Below are 21,928 nucleotides of genomic sequence, written 5' to 3' on the forward strand. Positions count from 1 at the left end.
ATAGCCCATTGCAAATTGCAAAACCATCTTTTTACCTTTCTAGCAAAAACCAAAAAAAACCATAAAATACAACGAGTAAAATAAAGATTATCAGTTGGTACGTTAAGTGCAGTAACGGTGTAGAGAGTTTAAATCGTTATGGAGAATTCAATGTCGTTTCACCCAGCTAAAAGTTACAAAATAATGCCAGCGCTTATCGCGCTCATTGGAATTTTAGTTTTACAGGGGTGTGCTAAACACTCATCAGTAGATATTGATAAGTCTGCACTTAGATTTTATGGCACGCCAGCTGACAATGGTGATGACTTTATTCATGAGCAAGCACCTAAAACGCTATTTTCAGATGGATTAAATTGCAGTCAGTTTCAAGATATGGGCGCAGCCCTAAATTATAGAACAGACAAACCATTAAATTTACATTCATCAAACATGAAAGCTTCAGCAGAGAATGACCCTATTCTTGCGCAAGGTTTATTATTAAGTCCCGGGGATTTAGTTGAAGTACTTATTGAAGATGGTGAAGGTTTTAATGGTCGTTATATTGTTGATAACGCGGGATATGTAAAACTACCTATTATAGGTGTTATTTCAGCAGGTGGTGCGACAACCAATAAGTTAGAAACCAAAATTGAATTAGCCTTAATTAGAGCAGAAATATTTCAACCCGCCAGTGCTAGCGTGACCATACACGTATTAAATTGGTCATCAATTGAGGTGTCTGTTGCCGGTGCGGTTTTTCAGCCTGGTACGGTATTAATTAATAAGAAACCAAATGGTATTCAAAATGCAGAACATTTAGATGCATTTGGTGATTATTCAACAACGCGATTATTGTCTGAAGCGATCAGAGCAGCTTCAGGTATTCGACCTGATGCAAAATTAGATCAAATAATTTTACTCCGTAAAGGCTGGCAGGTTCAAATAGATATGACAGGAATGCTCTCTGGAGAATTAGTTAAGGATTATCCATTAGTGGCAGGTGACCGCGTTATCGTACCCAGTACCGGTTGTTTTCAAGGACACTTAGTTAGACCTAGTTTAATTACGCCTAAGGGATTTCGTGTTTTTATGTCTAATCTCATTGATTCAGCCGGAGATAATGCGAGTGCAGCCGTGGGGCGATATTCAACTAGCCTGCCTTATGGTACACGCTTATTACAAGCGGCGGTTTCTGCTAATTGTGTCGGTGGTAAAGATTGGACCAATGCGCCACGTCGAGTAGTTCTTGCGAGTAAAAATCCAATTACCGGTGAAACACAAGTTATTGAGCGCTCGGTAGAAGCGTTAATGACGACACCGAATCAAGGCAATATTAACCCTTACTTAATGCCTAATGATGCTGTTGCCTGTTACGACTCAGATATTACTAACTTTCGTGATATCGCCAAGACAGTTGTCGACATCCTGCTTCCTATTAAATTGTTATAAGTGAATTATGAAATATCCTATTGTAACGTTAACGTCATTTGGCCTATTCAGAGCAAGAACATACTCAGTGTTAAAACGCCCTTATTTAGTGGTTGGTTTAGCTTGTTATTTAGTTGTTGCACTGATTATTATGCTTTATTTGAATAAGGCTCCGTCATTTACCAGTGATATGGAAATGGTCTTACCTGGAACCGGTAGCAGTAACAGTGTATCACTGGATAATGTCGGCCAAGTCGTTTCACAAACAAATACCCCTTTTTCTGGTGGTGGCTTTAACCCACGTGTTAATTATAAAGAGATGCTATCAAGCCGAGGTGTTAGGGGGCGTGCTGCTAAGAAACTAAATATTTCGCTTGATGAACTTGGTCAACCAAGAATTAAGCTCACCGAGCAAACCTCTATTATTTCATTGGCGATGAGTGCTGGTAGCTCAAAATTAGCACAAGAAAAAACCTTTGCCATCTATGAATCTTTACAAGACGAGTTGAGTAATCTTCGCGCCGATGAAGTGTTACGACGAGACCGGAGTATTAACCATGTTCTTGACCAGTACCGGGAAAGAATGAATATAACCCGTAATGCTATTGTTGATTTTCAACAGCGATCCATTGTGGTTTCAACCGATCAAATGAACCAATTGGTTAAAACCTTATCTGGTGTTAAAGAAAAACGACTTTATGTCAAAGCTGAAACAAGGCAATTACAAGAATATATTTATCAATTAAGCGAAGAGCTTGGGGTTTCACCCAAATTAGCAGGACAAGCATTCGCCCTGCAATCAGACGTTGAATTTAGAGCTTATATTACCGAATTAAAGGAAAGTATTACTCAACTCACCGAATACAGCTCTCGATGGGGGGTTAATCACCCAAAAGTGAAAGCACAACAAAAAAGATTAAACTTTACCCGAATTGCGATAAACCAGAGAAGCAGCGAAATGTACGGTGTTAATTCAAGTGAGATATTCAATTCCTTAAATTTGGATTTGAACCCAAAACGGGCTGAGTTATTCGCTGACTTAATTGCCGCTTATGCAAAACAAAAAGGCCAAGATTCAATGTTTGCTGATTTAGGACGATCTGTTGAACATCTTGGTGACCAATTAAAGGTCTACTCTAGAGAAATAGTGGAATTAGAGCGGTTACAAAGAGAATTTAACATGGCAGAAGCTATTTTTACCTCAGCAGCAGCAAGATTAGAAGCGAGTAAAGCAGATATTTTTGCCTCGTATCCGGTATTACAAATGCTGACAACCCCTTCTTACCCAATGAAACAAGGTAGTCCTAAAAATATCATTGCCTTTGTTGGTGCTGTAGCTGGGTTTTTATTCATTACCTTTGGCTTATTCGTTTTATCACAACGCAACAAGTTAATTCAAGTTTTACTCAAGAAAAACTAATTTGGCTAATAGAAGTTAACCCTATCAATGCTTAATAGCCTTGATAGAGGGTTAACTTTAGCCTTGTCTTAGACTTCTCCTTATTTTATCAACTCTATTCCCCGTATTACGTAGGTTAAATATGTAAATAATAATGGTCTTTTATAAAAAATATAATTAATTGCAAAATGAAAATCCTATTTTTATTTTGCAACTCAAAGATAATCCCCTACTTCAAAAACAACAAATAAAAACATCAGAATCAGTAGCTTAAAATAAATTAACAGCATTGGCACAGTTTTAGCAGTGAGTAGGTTAGCAACAATTTATTAATGATTAATACAATACCGGCTAAAGATAATAATACTTTTATATTAAGCCTTTATTCATCCATTTGGACAAATTAACTTATGGCTTCACAGCACCCCACTGCAAGTTCTACTGAAGAAAAGCTAGTTTGGTTCGGGTTAACACTTACCTATCCATTCTTCGCATTCGGTGGTCTTTATGTTATGGGCTCAGTGATAGGTTGGATGATCTTTATTGTGGTTTTATTACGTTGGTATGTAAACGGTAAAGACAAAAATGCAGTGATACCTGCCATTGTTTGGTTATGGATCCTCGGTGGCTTTTTTATGTTAGTCGCGCTACTCATTGGTCATTCAAATTGGGACTTAGGACTAGCAAAAACCATTAAGTCTTCGATTGGTTGGGCAAAAGGATGGGCACTGATGCCGCTATTTTTATTTATTGGTGCCTTTGTTGATATTAAACCGCAATTAGTGGTTAGAGCCGTATGCGTTGTTTCATTTCATTCGTTAGTTTTTGCCGGTGTGACTGTTGTTCTTTATATGGTTGGTGCCCCTGGTGATTTATTTATATCACCGCTACAAGTGATTGGCGGACCCGGTGAAAGCTTCTTTGCGGTAAGTTTATTTGGTTTAAACCCTGAAACTGGTGGTGGCCGTTGGAGGTTTTTTACTCCTTGGGCACCTGCAGCAGGATTTATGGCATGTATATTTTTAATTTTTACTAGCCAAGAAAAAGAACCTTTTTGGAGAAACTCTGGTTTAGCCGGCAGTTTCATCATGTGTTTACTCTCACAATCACGTGCTGGTTGGGTTATTTATATCGCTTTAGCGCCACTATGCTTTTTCAGTAAACATTTTAAAAATCCACTGCTTATTATACTTTTTGGCTTGTTCATTCCAGCCATTTTATTATTAGGCGAGCCGTTATTTAATTTTATCACTAACAGTTACGAAGACATTAAAGCTTCGCGCCCTGATTCAACACGAGTACGTAATACGCTAGAAGTACTCGCGTTGCAACGTTGGGAGTCAGAAGCTCCAATTTGGGGACATGGCATTGTAGAGAAAGGACCGAAAATCGTTGAAGGAATGCCTATAGGTTCACACCACAGCTGGTATGGACTGTTATTTGTCAAAGGCATAGTAGGACTTTTAGCATTAGCTATACCTTTAACGTTTACCTGTATCTATTTATTTTGGCATAGCCTTAAAAGCGAGATTTGTTATACCGCGGCGCTGATGGCAATCGTTTTTATCTGTTACTCATTTTTTGAAAATCTAGAAATACTAAGTTTTATTTATTGGCCAGCACTTTTATGGATAGGCATTGCCCTTAATCCACTAAAATCAGGAGAAAGACATGTTTAAGAAATACGATGCTTATTTAGTAGGCTATTACGGCATGCAAAATAGCGGCGATGATGCGCTGATGTATGCATCGGCCTGGGCGGCTCAACACATTATTGGTTGTGAAAATACCTTAGTCGGTTTGTACGGCGATTACCGCAGAGAAACACAAACGGATCATCAACTACCGCTCAAGTTTAACCAGCAATTTCCGGGGCAAAATAGGTTATTGCATTATAAAGCTGCACTTCAAAGTAAACGTATTATTTTTGGTGGTGGCTCGGTTTTACATAGTGAAACAGATATAAACCTTAAAAGACAATTAATGTCTTTATCAAGCCCTAAAAATAGCTTAGCAGTAGGGGTTGGAATTGGCCCGTTCAATTCAACTGCCGCAGAAAAAGCTTGCGCAAAATTTTTAAATGAATGTGGTTATATTGGCGTCAGAGATAGTGAAAGTTTAGACATTGCTCAAAGTATCGCCCCTAATGCTAACGTTAATAAAACCTTTGATTTGGCACCATTACTGTTGTGTTCAGATAAATATAAACCTGAAAAAGTCGAACGTAAAGGCATTGCACTGTCACTATGCTCTGTTGCTATTAATGCGATGGGCAAAACAAATAAAGGTGCTGAACAGCAAAGGTTTCACCAGTTTACTCAGTTAATAACACAGATATACGCCCAAACAGGTGAACCTATTACCTTAATTGAGTTTAACGGACATAGCTCATTAGGCGATTGGAAAATCAACAATAATATTATTGCTCGTTTAAACAAAACGGTGCCCGTAACGATAGAAAAATACCAAGCAGATCCCATTAAATTACTCGAAAAACTGGGCACTTACAAAGCTATTGTTAGTATGCGTTTACATGGTTCTATTTTAGGTTATTTAGCTAACACACCCGTGCTGTCAGTTAATTATCACAGTAAATGTAAAGGTTGGTGTGAAGAGATTGGCCTAGCACAAGACTATCAAATAGATTTATTTAATCTCAATATTAAATCGATTGTTAACCAAATCGTAAAGGGGTTATCAACAAATTTTATACCGCCAACGTTATCAGTTGATAGCGCTTTAAAGAATTCTTTATCTAACTGGAGTGATCAAAATGAAAAATATAAAATTTACTGTAATTATTCCGCTGTTTAACAAAGCCGAACATATTTTAAGAACACTTAACAGTGTCGCATGGCAGAAATACCCCGCTGCTGAAATTATTGTTATTGATGATGGCTCTACCGATGATGGCGCCTTAATTGTAAAAAATGCCAATATGGAAAATGTAAAACTCATCCAACAACAAAATCAGGGAGTGTCTGCCGCTCGTAATAATGGTGTTGCGTTAGCAAGCCATGAATACATTGCATTTTTAGATGCGGACGACCAATGGTTACCCTTATTTTTAGATGAGATAGCTCGCTTAATTGTTAGATTCCCGCAAGCAAAGTTTTTTGGAACACGCTACCAAATTGTCGAATCTGAGCATAACTATATCGATGCAAAAATAAAACTAAAAAACATCGACCCAGAGGGCGTGATATTAGCTGATTATTTTGATATCGCTTCACAAGGAGACCTACCTTTCACTATGTCTTCTATGGTCATTCAACGGTCATTATTTAACGACATTGGTGGTTTTCCTCTGAATGAACCTATAGGTGAGGATCAAGATTTATTCTGTCGGGTTGCGTTAAATACAGATATAGCTTATTCACCGAATATTCATTCTCTTTATCATAAAGATGCACAAAACCAAGCGAGTAAAAATAATATTCCTTCCACAGAGTGTGGCTTTAGTATTCGGATAACAGAGCAAGCATCTCGGTTTAAAGGTAATAAAAGCTCAGCCAATATGCTTAAATATAGTGCAACACATTTATGTCACTTGGCAAAACTCAATATTGGTGACGGCCATTTTACCCAGGCGAGGACATTATTATCAGACCCTCGTTGTAAACTAAAACCTAAACACTTAGTGGGACTTTATGGATTGTCATGGATAAAGCAAACAGAACAATGGTTAGTCAATGGTTTTCAATATAAACAGTTATAACGGTTAACCAGATGAACGCCAAAGCCGCATCTCAATAGAGCAGCGGCTTGATCCTTTATCAGTCCCCATTAATAAAATAGTAACCTTACTTTATTCTATTTTGCAAAATGATAATTTTCGCAAAACAAAAATAGAAAAACCAACACAAAAACAATAATAACTAACGATATCAGCAACTTATCAATTGTCGCTATATTGGTTCATTACTTGCAATACCTATCTTAAGTAACAAATAAAATTTTACATACAATTGAGGGTAGTAAGATGAAAAGGAATAATGCTTATATTTGGGATCACAATTTGGCTAAAATTGATGTTAGCGTATTAATAAATAATATTATAGTTAATAGCGCTATACATTATAGACGTGTAGCAAAACAAGCGAGTTTGATCATATCCACTTGTCTGTTTTTTACCCTATCTACTGCACAGGCCAGTAATGAAACTGTATTAGATTCAGCGCTAAATAACCAATCACTTTATGCCAGTAGTTATATAACGATGGGCGCGCGAACAATTGTTGGCGGTAATGTTCAAAGTGCTACAGCCATAACACTTGCTGCAAATGCGATTGTAGGTGGTAATGTTGAATCTGGAGCCTCAACAACCCTTGGCGCAGACGCAGCTGTTGTCGGCTATATCCAAGCAGGAACTACAGCAACACTTGGTGTGGCGTCTCTTGTTAATGGCGATATTGAAGCCGGAACCACAGCCACTGTTGGTGCGAGTGCGATCATTGCTGGCGCTCTAATAGCAGGAACTACAGTAACAATAGATGCAACAGTAGAAGTATCTGGTGATGTTTTTGCAGGCACAACAGTAACTATAGGTGCCGGTTCAGTGTTTCATGGCAACATAGATGCAGGTACAACCACAACCATAGGCGCAGGGGTCCAAATAGACGGTATTCTTACGGCAAATTCTTTGCTGGCATCTCCCATCCCTAACTTAGTAACAAATCAAGAAGATTTAATTACAAGATTACAAGTAACGTTGAAAGATTTAGGTACTGGAACAGAACTTATATCGACGTCTTTTGGTACTAATGATGAAACACTCGAAGCGGGTATTTACAGTACCATAGATTATTTATCGATAGCTATCGGTAAGACACTAACCCTAGATGGCAAAGGTGTTGACGGTGTATGGATTTTCAACATTGCTAATTACCTAAGCTTAGCTGCAGATTCAAAGATAATACTAAAAGATGTAACAGATAACAGCACTATTATCTGGAATGTACTTGGCGACAAAACAGGCTCAGCTGGCTACACACAACTTGGCGCAGGTGCAGAAGCTCGAGGTTACATATTTGCAAAAGGCTTTGTTCAAACAGGTGCTAATGCTGTGATAGCAGGTATAGGTGATGATTGTGGCGGTGCTTTTTCAGCCACTAATTTTATTGAGTTTGGTGCAGATAGCATCATCGGGAAAGAGGCGTGCATAAATGGCGTAGCTTTATCGGTAAACCAAGCCATTTTTGGGCAACCGTTTGCTGCTTGTCCAACCGATGCCTTTTTAATACAAGATACCTCAGCAACTTTATTTGGTGTGCAATTGGCTACCGGTCAGTATCAACAACTATCAAATACTATGGGCACAACAAATAAACTTAATGCGATGGGCTTTAATTTTCATGACCAATATCTTTATGCTTGGAGCACGGAGTTTGCTGGACCTGTCCGTATTAATAATAATTATCAAGTAACCCCATTACCGACAACTGGTTTACCCGAAATATCATTCTATGTTGGCGATATTGCCCTTGATAGCAATGTCTATTATTTATACCGCCCTGGTAACACCAATGGTTTATACGCTATCCCATTAGATTCAACTGCCGATAATTATTTAGTTGCAGAACGTATTATTGATGGCAGTAGTTTAAATTTACGTATCTTTGATATGGCCTTTCATCCCTTTAATGGTTTCGCCTATAGTGTTGATAATATCGGTAACCTTCATCGTATTGATGTAAATAATGGCAGTTCAGAATTAATTAATAATGTTGGTGAATCAGGTACATTTGGCGCTATTTACTTTGATGTCGATGAAAACCTTTATATTAGTCGCAACAACGACGGTAAAGTCTTTAAAATAGATACTAAAGAAGCAAACTCACTTGCTGTTTTATATGCTTATGGACCCAGTTCGAGTAATAATGATGGTGCACGCTGTGCCCTAGCCCCTGTTATTTCTACAGAAAAAACGAGCATTGACTTTGGTGATGCGCCTGCATCTTACGGTAGCTCTGCTGAAGATAATGGGGCTCGTCATAGTACTGAAAATAATTCTATCTTTATGGGTATTAGCGTTGATGCTGAATTTGATAGCTTTCAATTTCCACTAAGTGATGACGAAACAGACGGTAATAATGATGATGATGGTGTTGCTTTTGTCACAGGTATAGAAGTCGGTAACCTAGCAGTCCTACAACTTGTTGCTTCATCTTCAGCCTTTGTAAATGCATGGATAGATTTTGATGGTAACGGTGTTTTTGGAACCGATGAGAAAATAATTGATGCGTTACCTGTTATTGCAGGTAGTAATATTATTTCATATGAAGTGCCGACATGGGCTGAAGCGAACAGTACTTGGGCACGTTTTAGAATAAGTAGCACTGCTGACTTAGGTCCAACGGGTGGTGTTAGTGATGGTGAAGTTGAAGATTATCTTGTGGATATAACAGAAGCTAACGTTAGCATAGAGTATTACCCAAGTGCTTCTGGCTGGGCTACTATTGCCTTTGAAGATAATTGGCCAATAGTAGGCGATTATGACTTCAATGACTTAGTGATGAACTATCGTATTAGTGAATATATACTTGATGGTGAAGTTATTCGAGTGAAACTTGAAGGGCAAATTGCCGCTGTTGGCGGGTCTTATCACAACGGATTTGCTTTCCAATTACCTGGTATTAGCAGAGAAACGATTAACGAAGATGATATCCGCTATACCATTAACAACGTGCCTCAGCTCACATCACCTTTAGAGCAGGGGCGTGATAAAGCCATCGCAATAATTACCAACGACGTATGGGACTATGTAAGTGCCGGTGAAAACTGTAAGTATTACCGAAGTGAACCGGGTTGTGGTTCTAAAATTCAAATGCATTTTTCAATGACACTGCCAATGACCCGTGCAATTCCTATTGAAGAAATGCCTGCGTTCCCTTATGACCCATTTTTATTCGCTACTGAAAGCTATGAACATGGTTATGTATTCGGACAGGCTCCTGGTAGAGCATACGAAATACATTTGCCCAATAAAGCCCCTACCGAAGCTTTTAGAACAGACTTTTTTAACAGAGGTGAAGATAAGAGCGAACCTGATAATGAGCGTTACTTTGTTAATGAGAATGGTATGCCTTGGGCGATCAATGTTGGTACACAATGGCAATACCCTCTGGAATACATGGATGTAATTTACGCTTACCCCTTGTTTTCTAGCTTTATTATCAATGAAGGTCGTATTGATGATGACTGGTTTATAGAAAATAATGCCAATATAAAAAATACATTTTTAGATTAAAGGAGTGACATATGAATAAGCTATATATTAGTGTTCTATTAAGTGCTTTATTAACGGCATGTGGCGGCGGTGGTTCGGCCGGAGAAACAGTATCAGTAACGCCACAACCGGTAGTAGAAGAACAACAACCAGAGATTATTTTGCCCGACCCGATTGTAACCCAACCTGTGGTAACTGAGTTTATCTTAGCAGAAACTAGTCCCCTAGAGGCAAGAGCCGTGTTAGAAAGTAGTGCACAAACCAGCGGTGATATATCAGTACCCGATGGATTTTCATTAAATAGTGAGCGTTCATTTAATTTAAAAATAATCAGATCTGATGATGATGATCAAGCTGCCTATTTATCACTGTGCAGTGATTATCAAGAAAATAGCGATGGCAGCTATAACATTAATTATGATAGCTGCTTACTAAGAACATCATTGAATGAAGCGGTTTTTGAAACTGTAATTACCGTCACTAATGATACCGAGGGTTTAGTTGCAGCATTATGGTTTGTCGATGGGAGTAGGAATCCAATCATCAAAGATTGGCGCTTCTAATAACAGTATTGCAACGATGAGTAGATTGACTTGGATAGCCTTTAGTTTTTCTACTCGATAACGGCTTTAAGTATCGAAGATTATCCCGCTTACCGGCGTTATAAACCTGAGGTTTATTTAGACTTTTAAACAAAGGCTAAAAATTTATCACAACAGCGCTTGAGCGCTATCTATATATTGCCTACAATAGCGCAATTTTTTTATCATAGGTCACAAACATGAACGATACTACATCGCTACCCGCTTTACCCGATCGCCTATCAGGTAATCCCCGCAGCCCACATCATGTAGAAGAAATTTTTCAACACGAGATAGGTATTCGACTTAATGGCAAAGAACGTTTCGATGTTGAAGAGTATTGCATCAGCGAAGGTTGGGTAAAAGTCACCATGAACAAAGCGTTAGACCGTCGTGGTCAGCCACTTTTAATGACGGCTAAAGGCACAGTTGAAGCGTTTTACCGTTAAGCCTTATCAATAAAAAATAATAAGCTAATATGCCTTCTCCAAGGCATATTAAATATGGGTCAGCAAAGCAGTATCTACCTCGCTGCCTGACCCTACTTAACAATACAACGACGATCCAAATTTTAGACTGTTTGAAATTTTCATCCCCCCTCTTCTACTGCGCTAAATTATCTAAATATTCTTATATATTAATTTATATATATTCACTAGACTCAGCAGATAAATATGTGATTTAGAAATTATCAGAGGTATTGAGTGGCGAATGTATTAATCGTGGGTAGAAGAGGTCGATGTTATCGAGCCGCATTAAAGCTGGGTCATAACGTTTTTCTCTGGAGTGATGGTCCCCTTCACGAAAGTCGAAAAGAAAAATTGTCGGGCTGTATTGAAACATCATTTGAAAGCGCAGAAAAAATGCTTTTAAAAGCTGAAATAGCAGCAATTCGTGAATTTAACATTGAATATGTTATCGCAGCCACTGAATCAAGTGTCGATATTGCTGCTATGGTTCGTCAAGAATTCAAACTGACAGGCACGCCACTTAACATTACCCGTATCTTACATAATAAAAACGAGATGAAGCTCAAAGCTTTAGAGCACAACATTCCTATTACAAAATTCCATCTCATCAATGACAACGATACGCCACAAGAATTAGTTGATAAGTTAGGCCTGCCACTTGTTGTTAAACCTGTAGCAGAATCGGGTGCAAGAGGTGTCATGGTGCTAAAAAGCTTAGCGGAAGTAGCATTGCATTCAAAGCCCGGCCTACTGGCTGAAGCTTTTGTTGAAGGAAGTGAAGTTAGCGTAGAAACGTTGATCCATAATGGCGTGCCTATTTTTCATAATATAACCGACTATCTTCACCAATGGAAAAAATCAATATTACCGGCAAATTTAACCCTCGCATTGCAAGAAAAAATCATCGCGATAAATGATCAAGTCATCAAAGGATTTGGCGTTAAAAATGGTATGACTCATGCTGAATTCTATCTGACTAAGGCGGGGCCAGTATTTGGCGAAATGGCCGTTCGCCCACCAGGTGGATACTATATGGAACTCATTCAATATTCCTATGGTTTCAACCCATGGAAAACCTATGTAGAGTTAGAAACTGGAGCGACCCCAACCCCGTTACCTGTCAAAGCTAATAAATTTGCTTGCGTACTCATGATCCATCCTGGTCCAGGAACTATTGATGAGATTTCCGGTATCGAGCAATGCAAAGCACTCAAAGAAATAGACCAATTTAAACTTAATATTGCAGCTGGAGATGAAGTTTACGCACACGACAGTACCAGCAGCGAGGTTGGCCATGTATTTATGTCAGGTGATTCACAAGAGATATTACTTGAGCAATTAAAGTTTATCGAAGATAACCTGATCATTAAAATAAAAACATAGCGAGCTCTGCATAGTCTCTTTACAAGCGTTCACTTAATCTAAAAAAGCTCGATAGACTTTTATCGCGCTTTTTCTTAAATTATTATCATTTCATTTATTATTTAACTAGGAGCACTTAGTGCCAACATCATCATTTATATCAGCGGCGTCAGACAAAAAAATTATAGCACCAATAGCTACAAAAATTCCTCATACGATGGAAAAACACAATCACCAACGCATCGATAATTATTATTGGATGCGTGATGACCTGCGCAGTGATGAAAAAGTTTTAGCACACCTTAATGATGAAAATAATTATGCTGATGCCATGTTGGCCAAGCAAAAACCTTTACAAGCACTACTTTTTAATGAACTTAAAGACAGGATTGTCAAGGACGATAATACTGTTCCAGCAAAAGATGGAAAATATTGGTATCACAGCGAAATTAATGGCGAGCAAGAGTTTTCCAACTATTACCGAGCAACAAGTTTTGCCGGTGAAAATAAAACACTCTTATTAGATGTTAATGAGCGCGCACAAGATCATGAGTTTTATGATTTAGGGGACTTATCAATAAGTCAAAATGACCAAATCATGTCAATATCTGAAGATACCGACAGTCGTCGTATCTATACCATTCATTTTAAAGATTTAACTAAGACATCTGATGGGCCAGATGCTTATTTAGCCGATATTCTTGTTGAAACTGAAGGACAAGTTGTTTGGTCGAACGACAATAAAACCCTTTTCTATGTAAAGAAAGATTTAGAAACTTTGCTTGGCACACAAGTATATCGCCATACATTAGGAACACCACAAGCTGATGATGTGCTTGTTTATCAAGAAGACGACCACCGTTTTTATATCAGCTTAGATAAGAGCAGAGATGACTCTCAGCTTTATATTTGTTTACATGCCACTGAATCTACACATTATTTAGTACTCAGTGCCGATGAGCCCAATGGGCAGTTTACCGAATTATTACCTTATCAAGAACAACATGAATATCACGCCGATAAAATGGGTGAATTTTTTTATATTGTGACTAACTATCAAGCTAAAAACTTCAGGTTAATGAAAGCCACGGCTGCACAAATTGATGATATCAATAACTGGCAAGAAATTATTCCCCACAGAGAAAATGTACTGGTTGAAGGCATTGAATTATTTCACCGTTTCATTGTAATAACCGAAAGAGAAAATGGTCAAATTCGTTTTATCGTGCACACAACTCAGGGAGAAAATGCCGGTCATCACTATCCACTATCTTTTGATGACCCCTGTTATTTTGCTTGTCTTGACGAAAATCCGGAGCCAAACAGTACCATCGCAAGATTATATTATTCTAGCTTAACAACACCCGATTCTTTATTTGAATTTGACTTAGCAACAGGTGAGCGAAAGTTACTGAAACAGCAACAAGTCTTAGGTGGCTTTAACCAAGACGATTATCAAGCAGAACGTCTATTTATTAACGCACGTGATGGTGCAGCAGTACCAGTGTCAATTGTTTATCGTCGCAATAGTTTTAAAAAAGATGGTACCAACCCACTTCTTCAATACGGTTACGGTGCTTATGGCTTAACCATAGATCCTGATTTTTCGAGTCAAACGTTAAGTTTACTTGATAGAGGATTTGTTTATGTTATTGCCCATGTTCGTGGCTCAGAAATGTTAGGCAGGCAGTGGTATGAAACCGGTAAAAAAGCGCTTAAACAAAATACCTTTAATGACTTTATTGATGTAACTAAGGCATTAGTTGCCCAAGGATATGGCGCTAAAGATAAAATATTTGCTTCTGGCGGTAGCGCTGGCGGCTTATTAATGGGCGCTGTGGTCAATCAAGCACCGGAACTATACTTAGGCATTGGCGCTCATGTGCCCTTTTTAGATGTGTTAACAACAATGCTCGATGAAAGCATACCGCTAACCACCAATGAATATGACGAATGGGGTGATCCAAACGAAGCACAAGCCTACCAAGATATTTTATCTTATTCACCAATGGATAATATCACTGCTCAACACTACCCAAATATACTTGTGACCACCGGATTACATGACTCACAGGTTCAGTACTTTGAACCAATGAAGTGGGTAGCTAAAATGAGAGAGCTTAAAACAGATGATAATTTGTTGTTGTTTAAGACAGATATGGACGCTGGCCATGGCGGTGCATCAGGACGATTTAAAAGTTTAAAAGAAAAAGCTTTAGAAATGAGCTTTTTTATCTCGCTATTAAACGAATAACGTTAACTGATAAAATCGTTTAACTTGTTACTCACAAGGATAATCTTTGTCCCTTGTGAGTAACCACAGCACCTATAAAGAATGTTCTTTACGACACTTATAATGTGTTTGTCATCGGTAAATTTTCAGTTAGCCATTGTTTGAACTGTGCTTTGGGTAAGGCGCCGGACATTCGAGCAATTTCTCTGCCGTGATGAAATATCATTAAAGTAGGAATAGAACGGATATTATGTCCTCCTGCGGTATTTTGATTGCTTTCAGTGTCTAACTTCACAAAACAAGCTTGTGTAAACATATCGGCAGCAACCTGTTCAAAAGTGGGTGCAAATTGTTTACAAGGCCCGCACCACGGTGCCCAAAAGTCGACAACAACAGGTAAACCGTTGTCGGTAATATAACGGTTAAAGTTTTTATCGCTACCAACAACAGGGTTAATAGAAAGCACAGCTTTACCACACTTACCGCATAGAGGCTGGTCATTGAGCTTAGCCTTAGCTAGACGATTTTTCGTACCGCAACTTGCGCAAACTATTTGAATAGGTGAATCAGTCATAGTAAATCTCACTAAAAAGTATTTTAAAATTCGTTTAATATAAAAAGTAAATATGGGTCTGTACGGGCTTTAATTCAAGCATCTAAATTAAGACCGTTAATTGCAACCCCATTTAACTAGTTACTTATTGAAATATATATCTATTTATAAAGAATAAAAACCGCCACAATTAAACTTTACCCTTATCAGTTTTAGCATTAGTCGATCAGCACTTAACGTGTGCTTTGATATTTAAATTTTTTAACTGATTCATTAGCTCGATTAATATCTTTAAAAGATTAGCTTTGTTTAAGGTTATTTTTAGTTAAATATTTTTTCAATAATACCGGTAATGTTGTGATGTCGGTAACTAGAGCAACTATCATCGCCACACTGGTCAGTAAACCAAATAATATGCTTGGCACAAAATTAGAAAATATTAAGGTACCAAAACCGATAACAATAACGGTAGTCGTATATATTAGTGCATAACCAATCGATAAATTTGTCCGCTTAATCCAATCATCGCTATTTGCTTGGCCAAGTTCCATTTCTTCTATATAGCGGTGTATATAATGAATAGTATCGTCCATTGAAATTCCCATAGCTACGGCGGCTATAGTAATAGTCATTAAATCTAGCGGAATCGAAAATATCCCTAAGACGCCCATAATCACTACGGTAGTAATAAAATTAGGCACTAAAGCAATCCAGGCAACTTTGAACGATGAAAATATAATCATCAGTGTTATCGCCATCGCACCATAAACAATGAGTATCGTCAGCACTTGCGAATCGAGCAAACGTGACAGTACATCTTGATAAAGGATGAACAAACCAGTTAATGTATACTGCTGCTCTTTAATGCCCATTGCAGATAACTCTTTATGAATATGTGCCAACAAATCGGCTCTATTTAGATCTTTAGTGCTGTCTTGAACCCGCATAGAAATTCGTATTTGGTTATTTTTTTCTGAAAAGTAAGCGCCAAAAAGTTTCTGCTGTAACTCAACATCTAAACTTTTGTAGAGTGCGGTAAGTTCATATTCTGTCAGGGGTTTACCATAGACCACTTGAGCAATTTTAGTGAAGTCGGCAATTGAGGTAATCGCACCAATGGCTTGCTCTTTTGCTAACATATTTTGAATATCTGTTACCGTCTGCACTGCACTGGCTGAGATAACTAATCCTGATTTTATTTGCTTATCTGGAATATTCAATAACAGGTCAAATGGCGTCGAGCCACCAAACTCTTGATCGATAAAGGTCAGCTCTTTTCGAACATTGGTTGATTCACTAAAGTAATTTAAAAAACTATTCTCTGCCGTTAACTTTAGGCACCCCAAGGCACCAACAAGGGTGATCAAAGTAGATATAATAATAATCTTTTTTGGCTGATTAATAACAAAAGTTGCTGCGCCTGTCATTCCCCTTTCAATCTGATGATGCTGCTTAACAAAACCTTGTTTATTAAAAATGACTAACAGTAATGCGGGGAAAAAAGCCAAACTAACAATGAAGCTAACCAGCATAGCAACAACCATCATCCAACCAAAACTTATAACTGGCTGAACACCACTGAAGATAAGCGAGCCAAAACCAATAGAGGTCGTTAAACCTGCATAAAAACAAGGTTTTATTTTTTGTTTAATGGTTGCCAATACAAGTGTTTGATGATCCCAATCGATGTGTTTTAACACCAACTCTTGGTAATGTACAATTAGGTGAATTATCATCGCTAAAGACAAAATAATTTGCAGGGCAAATACATTCGCTGAAATAACAGTAACTTTAAAATCCAGTGCCGCGAGTAAACCTATCGTCATAACAACACTTGTTGCACAGCAAACTATGGGTAAAACTACCCAACTTACTTGTCTAAACAAAAACCACAACAACACAATAACCACCAGAATAATTAAAGCACCAAAAAGAACTAAATCATTCTGGATAATTTGAATTAACTCATATGACAATAAATTATTACCGCCTAAATAAAAGGCACCGTCTTTTTTATAGGGTAATAGAAGCGCGCGAATTTTTTCAATTTCATCAATACGCGTTTGCTCGAGTTGCTTATTAAGTTTCTGCTGTTGTTGCTTTAGCGCCTCAAGTGCATTTTGTTCTTTATCGGTGAGTTCTCGGGTTAATAAGTGACGTTTAATGTCAATAATATCGTCATTTATCTGTTCAACTTTTTTATTTGTCTTAAAAACCACTTGCAACGACAATGCCGTTTGACCTTTGTTAATAAGCAAGCCCTCATACAAAGGGTGTTTTTTTAAACTTAGTGAGAACGTTTGCTCATCAAACTTTTTATTTTCCCAAGTTAACTCTTCAACATCCGCAGAAACTGTTTTAGCAGAAGAAAAAATAGGCACATTAACAATACTGTTGACTTGTTTAACACGAGCTATTTTCTCTATTTTTCTGCCAAGTTCCGACAAGATATCAAGATTAGTTGTCGAAAATAACTGGCTGTTACTCGGTTTAAATGCAATCAGTATAAATTCTTCAGAGCCATAACGTTGACTAGCTAGCTGGGTTAAAATGTAATGTTTATTGTTATCGACTAACAAAGTATCTGCTGAAGCATCAATCTCAAAATTTTTCGCTTGCCAGGCTAATGTCGCCGTGAGTATGCAAAAAATAATACAGCTGGTATAAGCCCAAAAGGTTGCACTCGCTTTAAACATATTTATTCCACTTTTGGGTTAGAAGTACTAAAAAAGGCGTTATTGTAGCTTTTGCTTTTCGGTTTTAAAAACTTCATTGCGACGCTCTTGACCATCTCGTTGAATGCTTTGCATATATAAATTACGCGTAAACTCGTAAGGGTTTTCAACATCAGTTAATACCTGTGGATACTTAGCTAAAATAGGCGTTTGTGCTTGAATACCATCAACAAATAGTAATTGTTGAGCTGCCCTCTTATCATTAATGAAATTAAGTGGGTGTGCTAGGTAGTTGAACGATAATGATGCCGTATCACGTAAGTCTGAAGGTCCAAGTAAAGGTAAAACAAGATAAACACCATGTCCGACGCCATAAGAAGCAAGAGTTTCTCCGAAAGTCGTTTTATCACGTTCCAGTTCCATCATGCTGTTGGCGGGGTCAAATAAACCAAACAAACCTATGGTACTATTTACCAACACTCGAGCAAGACTGTTACCCGATTTAGAAAGCTCTCCTTGAAATAAATGATTTAACGCGTAAAGCGGTTCACGTAAATTGTAAAAAAAGTTTCGAATACTTTGATCAACAGGCAAAGGAACAACTTTTTGATAACCTACTGCGAAGGGGCTAAGTACGTAGCGATATACTTTATCATTAAATTTAAAAATGGGCTCATTGATAAATCTTAATGAATCTTCTGGCTCTTCATAGCTGATTACGCTTGGGATATTTTCTTCAGCCGCTATTTCATAGGGGCCTTTTAAGGAGGATTCACTTATTATAGCTTTTTCAACAACGGCCTCATCGTTTAAAGATGAGCACCCTACTACCTGTGTCAAAAATAATAAGAATAAAGTACTTTGTGCTAGGTTTTTAATAAACCTCGATAAATTAAATTTTTTAGTATTATTGATACTTGTCATTCTAAATCCCTGGAATTTGAACAAACTATGGATAACTCATAGTGTTAAATATGACATACCTCTAATGACTTGTGGTTGTTTATTTTAAGATAAATCGTTTATTTAACACATCACTAATCAATTGCTTTTTTGTACCTTAGTCCAAGGTTCTGTACAAAAAAGCAATAATGTTGTTTGCTTGCGCTAACAATTGACTAATCCTTTTGTTATTAATTGTTCTTTTGTAATGGATTAAATTAAGAAGCGTAACGTTTTCATATTTTACTGGCGTTGCTATATATGGGTAAATATTTTGATAAAAATTTTCTCCACTTATAGCATTCCTTAAAGAGACAAAAGATGAATATTGTCTCTTTCATAAAATAGTGCCTAAAAAACACTTAATCTAGATAGGAGAGCTAAATTATTAAGCCATTAAAACTTTAATACCCATAAATTTAACTGAGATTAATATCAACGTCTTCAACTGGAGAAATATAGCCTTGATAACCCTCTGCTTTTAATGAATTAAAATCTGCTAATTGCGCTTGGTCTTCAATTCCGGTAATAATAACCGAGATATTCAGTCCTTTCGCCACATTGACTAGCGCACGGCAAAGTTCTTTATTGTGATTTAACTTCTCATAATAAGCGAAAGATAAGTCTAATTTTATATAATTAGGTAAGAGTTTTTGTAAATATTCTAAAGAGCCAATTTGACGACCACACTGGTCAATACCTATCTTAGCACCCGCTGCTCTTACAATTTCTGCTAGCTGATAACATTGCTCAAACGAGGTTATGGCTGCTGATTCGGGTATTTCAAAAGAAATACGTTCGGCATAGGCGGATTGCTTAAGGTATTGCGCTAACCAATGAATAAATTGTGGATCTTTTAAACTATCATGCGTTAAATTAATCGCGATGCCCTCATCTGCAAGGGCCAAAATATTCTGCTGTTCGATTGACTGCAATAAACATCTGTCTAGCTGAGCACCTAACGATAACAACTCTATAAATGGCATAAACTCAGATGCGGTGACAATTTGTTTGTCTATGTATAAACGACAATATATTTCGCGCTGAATAACTTGTTGAGTCGTCATAGCTAAAATTGGCTGCCATTGAAAACTAAAATGGTTGTTATTAATAGAATCAACCAATTTACTGCGCCATTGTTCACGGCTATATTTTTGTGGTTGATCCGCATCTATCCAATGACTTATTTTATGCTCGCGTTGTGCTTGTTGTAGTGCATTATCAGATTGAGATAACAAGTCAGCCGAATTCATGTTATCAATGCGTTGACTAACACCTAAGGCAAAGCGAGTATTAGGTGTGCAACCTGCTTTCGCTATCTCTTGATTAATGATCCGAATTAATGACTGTAAGTAGACTTTTATGACACTTTTTTCTGCTTTAGTGATCAAAAATGCAAATTCGGTGTTGGCAATTCGTGCAATAATACATTCGCTGATTTCTGGCAACTCGGCTTGCATTCGTTTTGACACAACTTTAATAATTTCATCTCGGCCTTGATAGCCATACTTACTATGAACATCTTCAAGCCAATCAAACTTAGCTAAAATAAGTCCGCCAAAACCAGGCTCATTTAACCAATTATTGATTTGTGCAGACAAATATTGTCGATTAGGCAATTGAGAAACCTGATCGATAAATTTATCTTCTTTTAATTCATTAACCTCTTCATCCAAGGTCGAAAATATTTGTTTTAACTGCCCTGACATCGAATTAATCGCGCCAACGACATCTTGTAACTCTATAGTTTTCGGTAACTCAAGGTCTTGACCAAACTTACGTTGTGAAATGTTTTTCGCGTGTATAGCTACATTATGTAACGGTTTTAAAATTCGGTTCAATTTGAACCTTAAAACAATAATAGAAAGAATAAAAAGCAAAGATAAAATCATCAAAGTGTCATTCATCACACGCCATAATTCTTGATAACCCAACGCAGGATGACCTTCAATTTCAATTGTTGCTAGTTGCAACCAACCTGAGGTAATTAAACTTTCTTTTTTTTGTATGGCAAATAAATCTAGATTTATAAACCATTGTGGAACCCCTTCAATAACAATTGGATTTTCCCAAATTTGTTCTTTGCCATCAACTAGCCATTTAAGGGTCACCTTGCGATAGAAGCCGCCTTCAAAAATGACATTAACCAAGGTTTCTGCTGTGGCTACATCTCCGGTTTCAAGATGAGGCCTCAGCATTAAACCTAACGAAGTTATAGTGTTGTTTAAATCAGAATCCATCTGCTGATTCATAAAGTCGCGGGTTTGTGTAAATTGAAAATAAACTAAACTGGTCATAACTAGTAAAAAAAGTGCGAACAGTAATGAGTTTATTTCTCTAAATAGGGTCATGGTCTTAAAACTCCATTTTAATTTTGGGTTGTTTAAGTTTTGAAGTAGTTATACGCTGTCTTAAGTCTCGCCAAAGTTTAAGCTTTGATGATTTTCCACTAAGAATTCCTTGCCCCTTTGCTTTGTTCAACCATAATTGACTGGCATTAAAACTATATATAGGGATCAGATCGTTGCGCTGATTTGCGGGTTTTATAACACCGTCTAGATTATCTAAAATTAATGGTACGGCACTAGGCGTTTCGTAGTAAGCGAGTACCATATGGTATTGATTAAGTTTGACGGCTTTTACCATAGTGATCCTCATTTTTTCATCCGCAATACCCATCTCTAATAAGGTAAAATATTTAGCAATTGAATAGTCTTCGCAATCGCCACCATTAACACCGATAAATTCGATAGGTGTCGCCCAATAATTGCTCACCCCCCAAAGTTTACTATCATCAATAAACCTAAACATATTAAAGAATTGATTAACTTCTTGTAATGTTTCTAAGGGGGAATGTTGAACTTTTGGTTGCATTAATTTAAACCAGGCTTTGCCTCTTTTACCTGCTCTTTCTCCATAACTTTTTTCTAATGATGTGACAATTTCTTTTTCATTAAGGGGCTGTGTAGATTGAGCAAATATAGCCGCTAAACATATTGTGGTGATGAGAAGCATTTGAATGGGTTTGATGACCATCCATTTAAAAAAAGAACTTCTTCTAATGCTACTCATTAATAA

15 protein-coding genes are annotated in these 21,928 nt (G+C 37.4%); 10 read left to right on the forward strand and 5 right to left on the reverse strand.

All coding sequences use genetic code 11. The features are described 5' to 3' along the window. Positions 1 to 150: 150 nt before the first annotated feature. The 10 genes from H4J62_RS18455 to H4J62_RS18500 all read left to right on the forward strand — a co-directional run bounded on the left by H4J62_RS18455 (position 151) and on the right by H4J62_RS18500 (position 14,701). Positions 151 to 1,428, forward strand: coding sequence for a polysaccharide biosynthesis/export family protein (locus H4J62_RS18455; protein WP_182218495.1), 1,278 nt, complete (start codon positions 151 to 153; stop codon positions 1,426 to 1,428). Positions 1,429 to 1,435: 7 nt separating this feature from the next. Further along, a complete protein-coding gene (locus H4J62_RS18460; RefSeq protein ID WP_182218493.1) occupies positions 1,436 to 2,827 on the forward strand; it encodes a hypothetical protein in 1,392 nt (463 codons plus the stop codon). Positions 2,828 to 3,216: 389 nt separating this feature from the next. Further along, a complete protein-coding gene (locus H4J62_RS18465; RefSeq protein WP_182218492.1) occupies positions 3,217 to 4,485 on the forward strand; it encodes an O-antigen ligase in 1,269 nt (422 codons plus the stop codon). Further along, entirely contained in the window at positions 4,478 to 5,620 is a 1,143-nt protein-coding gene (locus H4J62_RS18470) for a polysaccharide pyruvyl transferase family protein (RefSeq protein ID WP_182218490.1), read from the forward strand. Before H4J62_RS18465 ends, H4J62_RS18470 begins: the two co-directional genes overlap by 8 nt. Beyond that, on the forward strand, positions 5,580 to 6,524 hold the full coding sequence (locus H4J62_RS18475; RefSeq protein WP_182218489.1) for a glycosyltransferase family A protein: 945 nt from the start codon (positions 5,580 to 5,582) through the stop codon (positions 6,522 to 6,524). The genes H4J62_RS18470 and H4J62_RS18475 overlap by 41 nt, the downstream gene beginning before the upstream one ends. 264 nt (positions 6,525 to 6,788) lie before the next feature. Next, positions 6,789 to 10,055 carry an LruC domain-containing protein gene (locus tag H4J62_RS18480; RefSeq protein ID WP_182218487.1) on the forward strand — a complete coding sequence of 1,089 codons (3,267 nt, stop codon included), beginning with the start codon at positions 6,789 to 6,791 and terminating at the stop codon, positions 10,053 to 10,055. Between the two features lie 11 nt (positions 10,056 to 10,066). Continuing rightward, positions 10,067 to 10,597 carry a hypothetical protein gene (locus H4J62_RS18485; RefSeq protein ID WP_182218485.1) on the forward strand — a complete coding sequence of 177 codons (531 nt, stop codon included), beginning with the start codon at positions 10,067 to 10,069 and terminating at the stop codon, positions 10,595 to 10,597. 218 nt (positions 10,598 to 10,815) lie between these two features. After that, entirely contained in the window at positions 10,816 to 11,064 is a 249-nt protein-coding gene (locus H4J62_RS18490) for a DUF3297 family protein (protein ID WP_182173540.1), read from the forward strand. A 255-nt stretch (positions 11,065 to 11,319) separates the two neighbouring features. Next, the gene (locus H4J62_RS18495) at positions 11,320 to 12,468 is read left to right on the forward strand and encodes an ATP-grasp domain-containing protein (protein ID WP_182218483.1); all 1,149 of its coding nucleotides are present in this window, start codon (positions 11,320 to 11,322) and stop codon (positions 12,466 to 12,468) included. A 118-nt stretch (positions 12,469 to 12,586) separates the two neighbouring features. Next, positions 12,587 to 14,701, forward strand: coding sequence for a S9 family peptidase (locus H4J62_RS18500; protein ID WP_182231067.1), 2,115 nt, complete (start codon positions 12,587 to 12,589; stop codon positions 14,699 to 14,701). Between the two features lie 97 nt (positions 14,702 to 14,798). On the opposite strand, the gene trxC is transcribed toward H4J62_RS18500, so the two are convergent. From trxC to H4J62_RS18525, 5 genes are all read right to left on the reverse strand, one after another. After that, a complete protein-coding gene (gene trxC, locus H4J62_RS18505) occupies positions 14,799 to 15,254 on the reverse strand; it encodes a thioredoxin TrxC (protein WP_182218365.1) in 456 nt (151 codons plus the stop codon). Positions 15,255 to 15,532: 278 nt separating this feature from the next. After that, a complete protein-coding gene (locus tag H4J62_RS18510; RefSeq protein ID WP_182218367.1) occupies positions 15,533 to 17,929 on the reverse strand; it encodes an RND family transporter in 2,397 nt (798 codons plus the stop codon). Positions 17,930 to 17,968: 39 nt separating this feature from the next. Further along, on the reverse strand, positions 17,969 to 18,832 hold the full coding sequence (locus tag H4J62_RS18515; RefSeq protein WP_182218369.1) for a VacJ family lipoprotein: 864 nt from the start codon (positions 18,830 to 18,832) through the stop codon (positions 17,969 to 17,971). A gap of 437 nt (positions 18,833 to 19,269) precedes the next feature. Next, positions 19,270 to 21,201 carry an EAL domain-containing protein gene (locus H4J62_RS18520; RefSeq protein WP_182218370.1) on the reverse strand — a complete coding sequence of 644 codons (1,932 nt, stop codon included), beginning with the start codon at positions 21,199 to 21,201 and terminating at the stop codon, positions 19,270 to 19,272. Between the two features lie 4 nt (positions 21,202 to 21,205). Then, positions 21,206 to 21,922 (reverse strand): transglutaminase-like cysteine peptidase, encoded by a 717-nt coding sequence (locus H4J62_RS18525; RefSeq protein ID WP_259364844.1) that lies wholly within the window; start codon positions 21,920 to 21,922, stop codon positions 21,206 to 21,208. Positions 21,923 to 21,928: the final 6 nt, after the last annotated feature.

This window comes from Colwellia sp. BRX8-5, assembly GCF_014077325.1.
In the GTDB taxonomy this organism is placed as follows: Bacteria; Pseudomonadota; Gammaproteobacteria; order Enterobacterales; family Alteromonadaceae; genus Colwellia_A.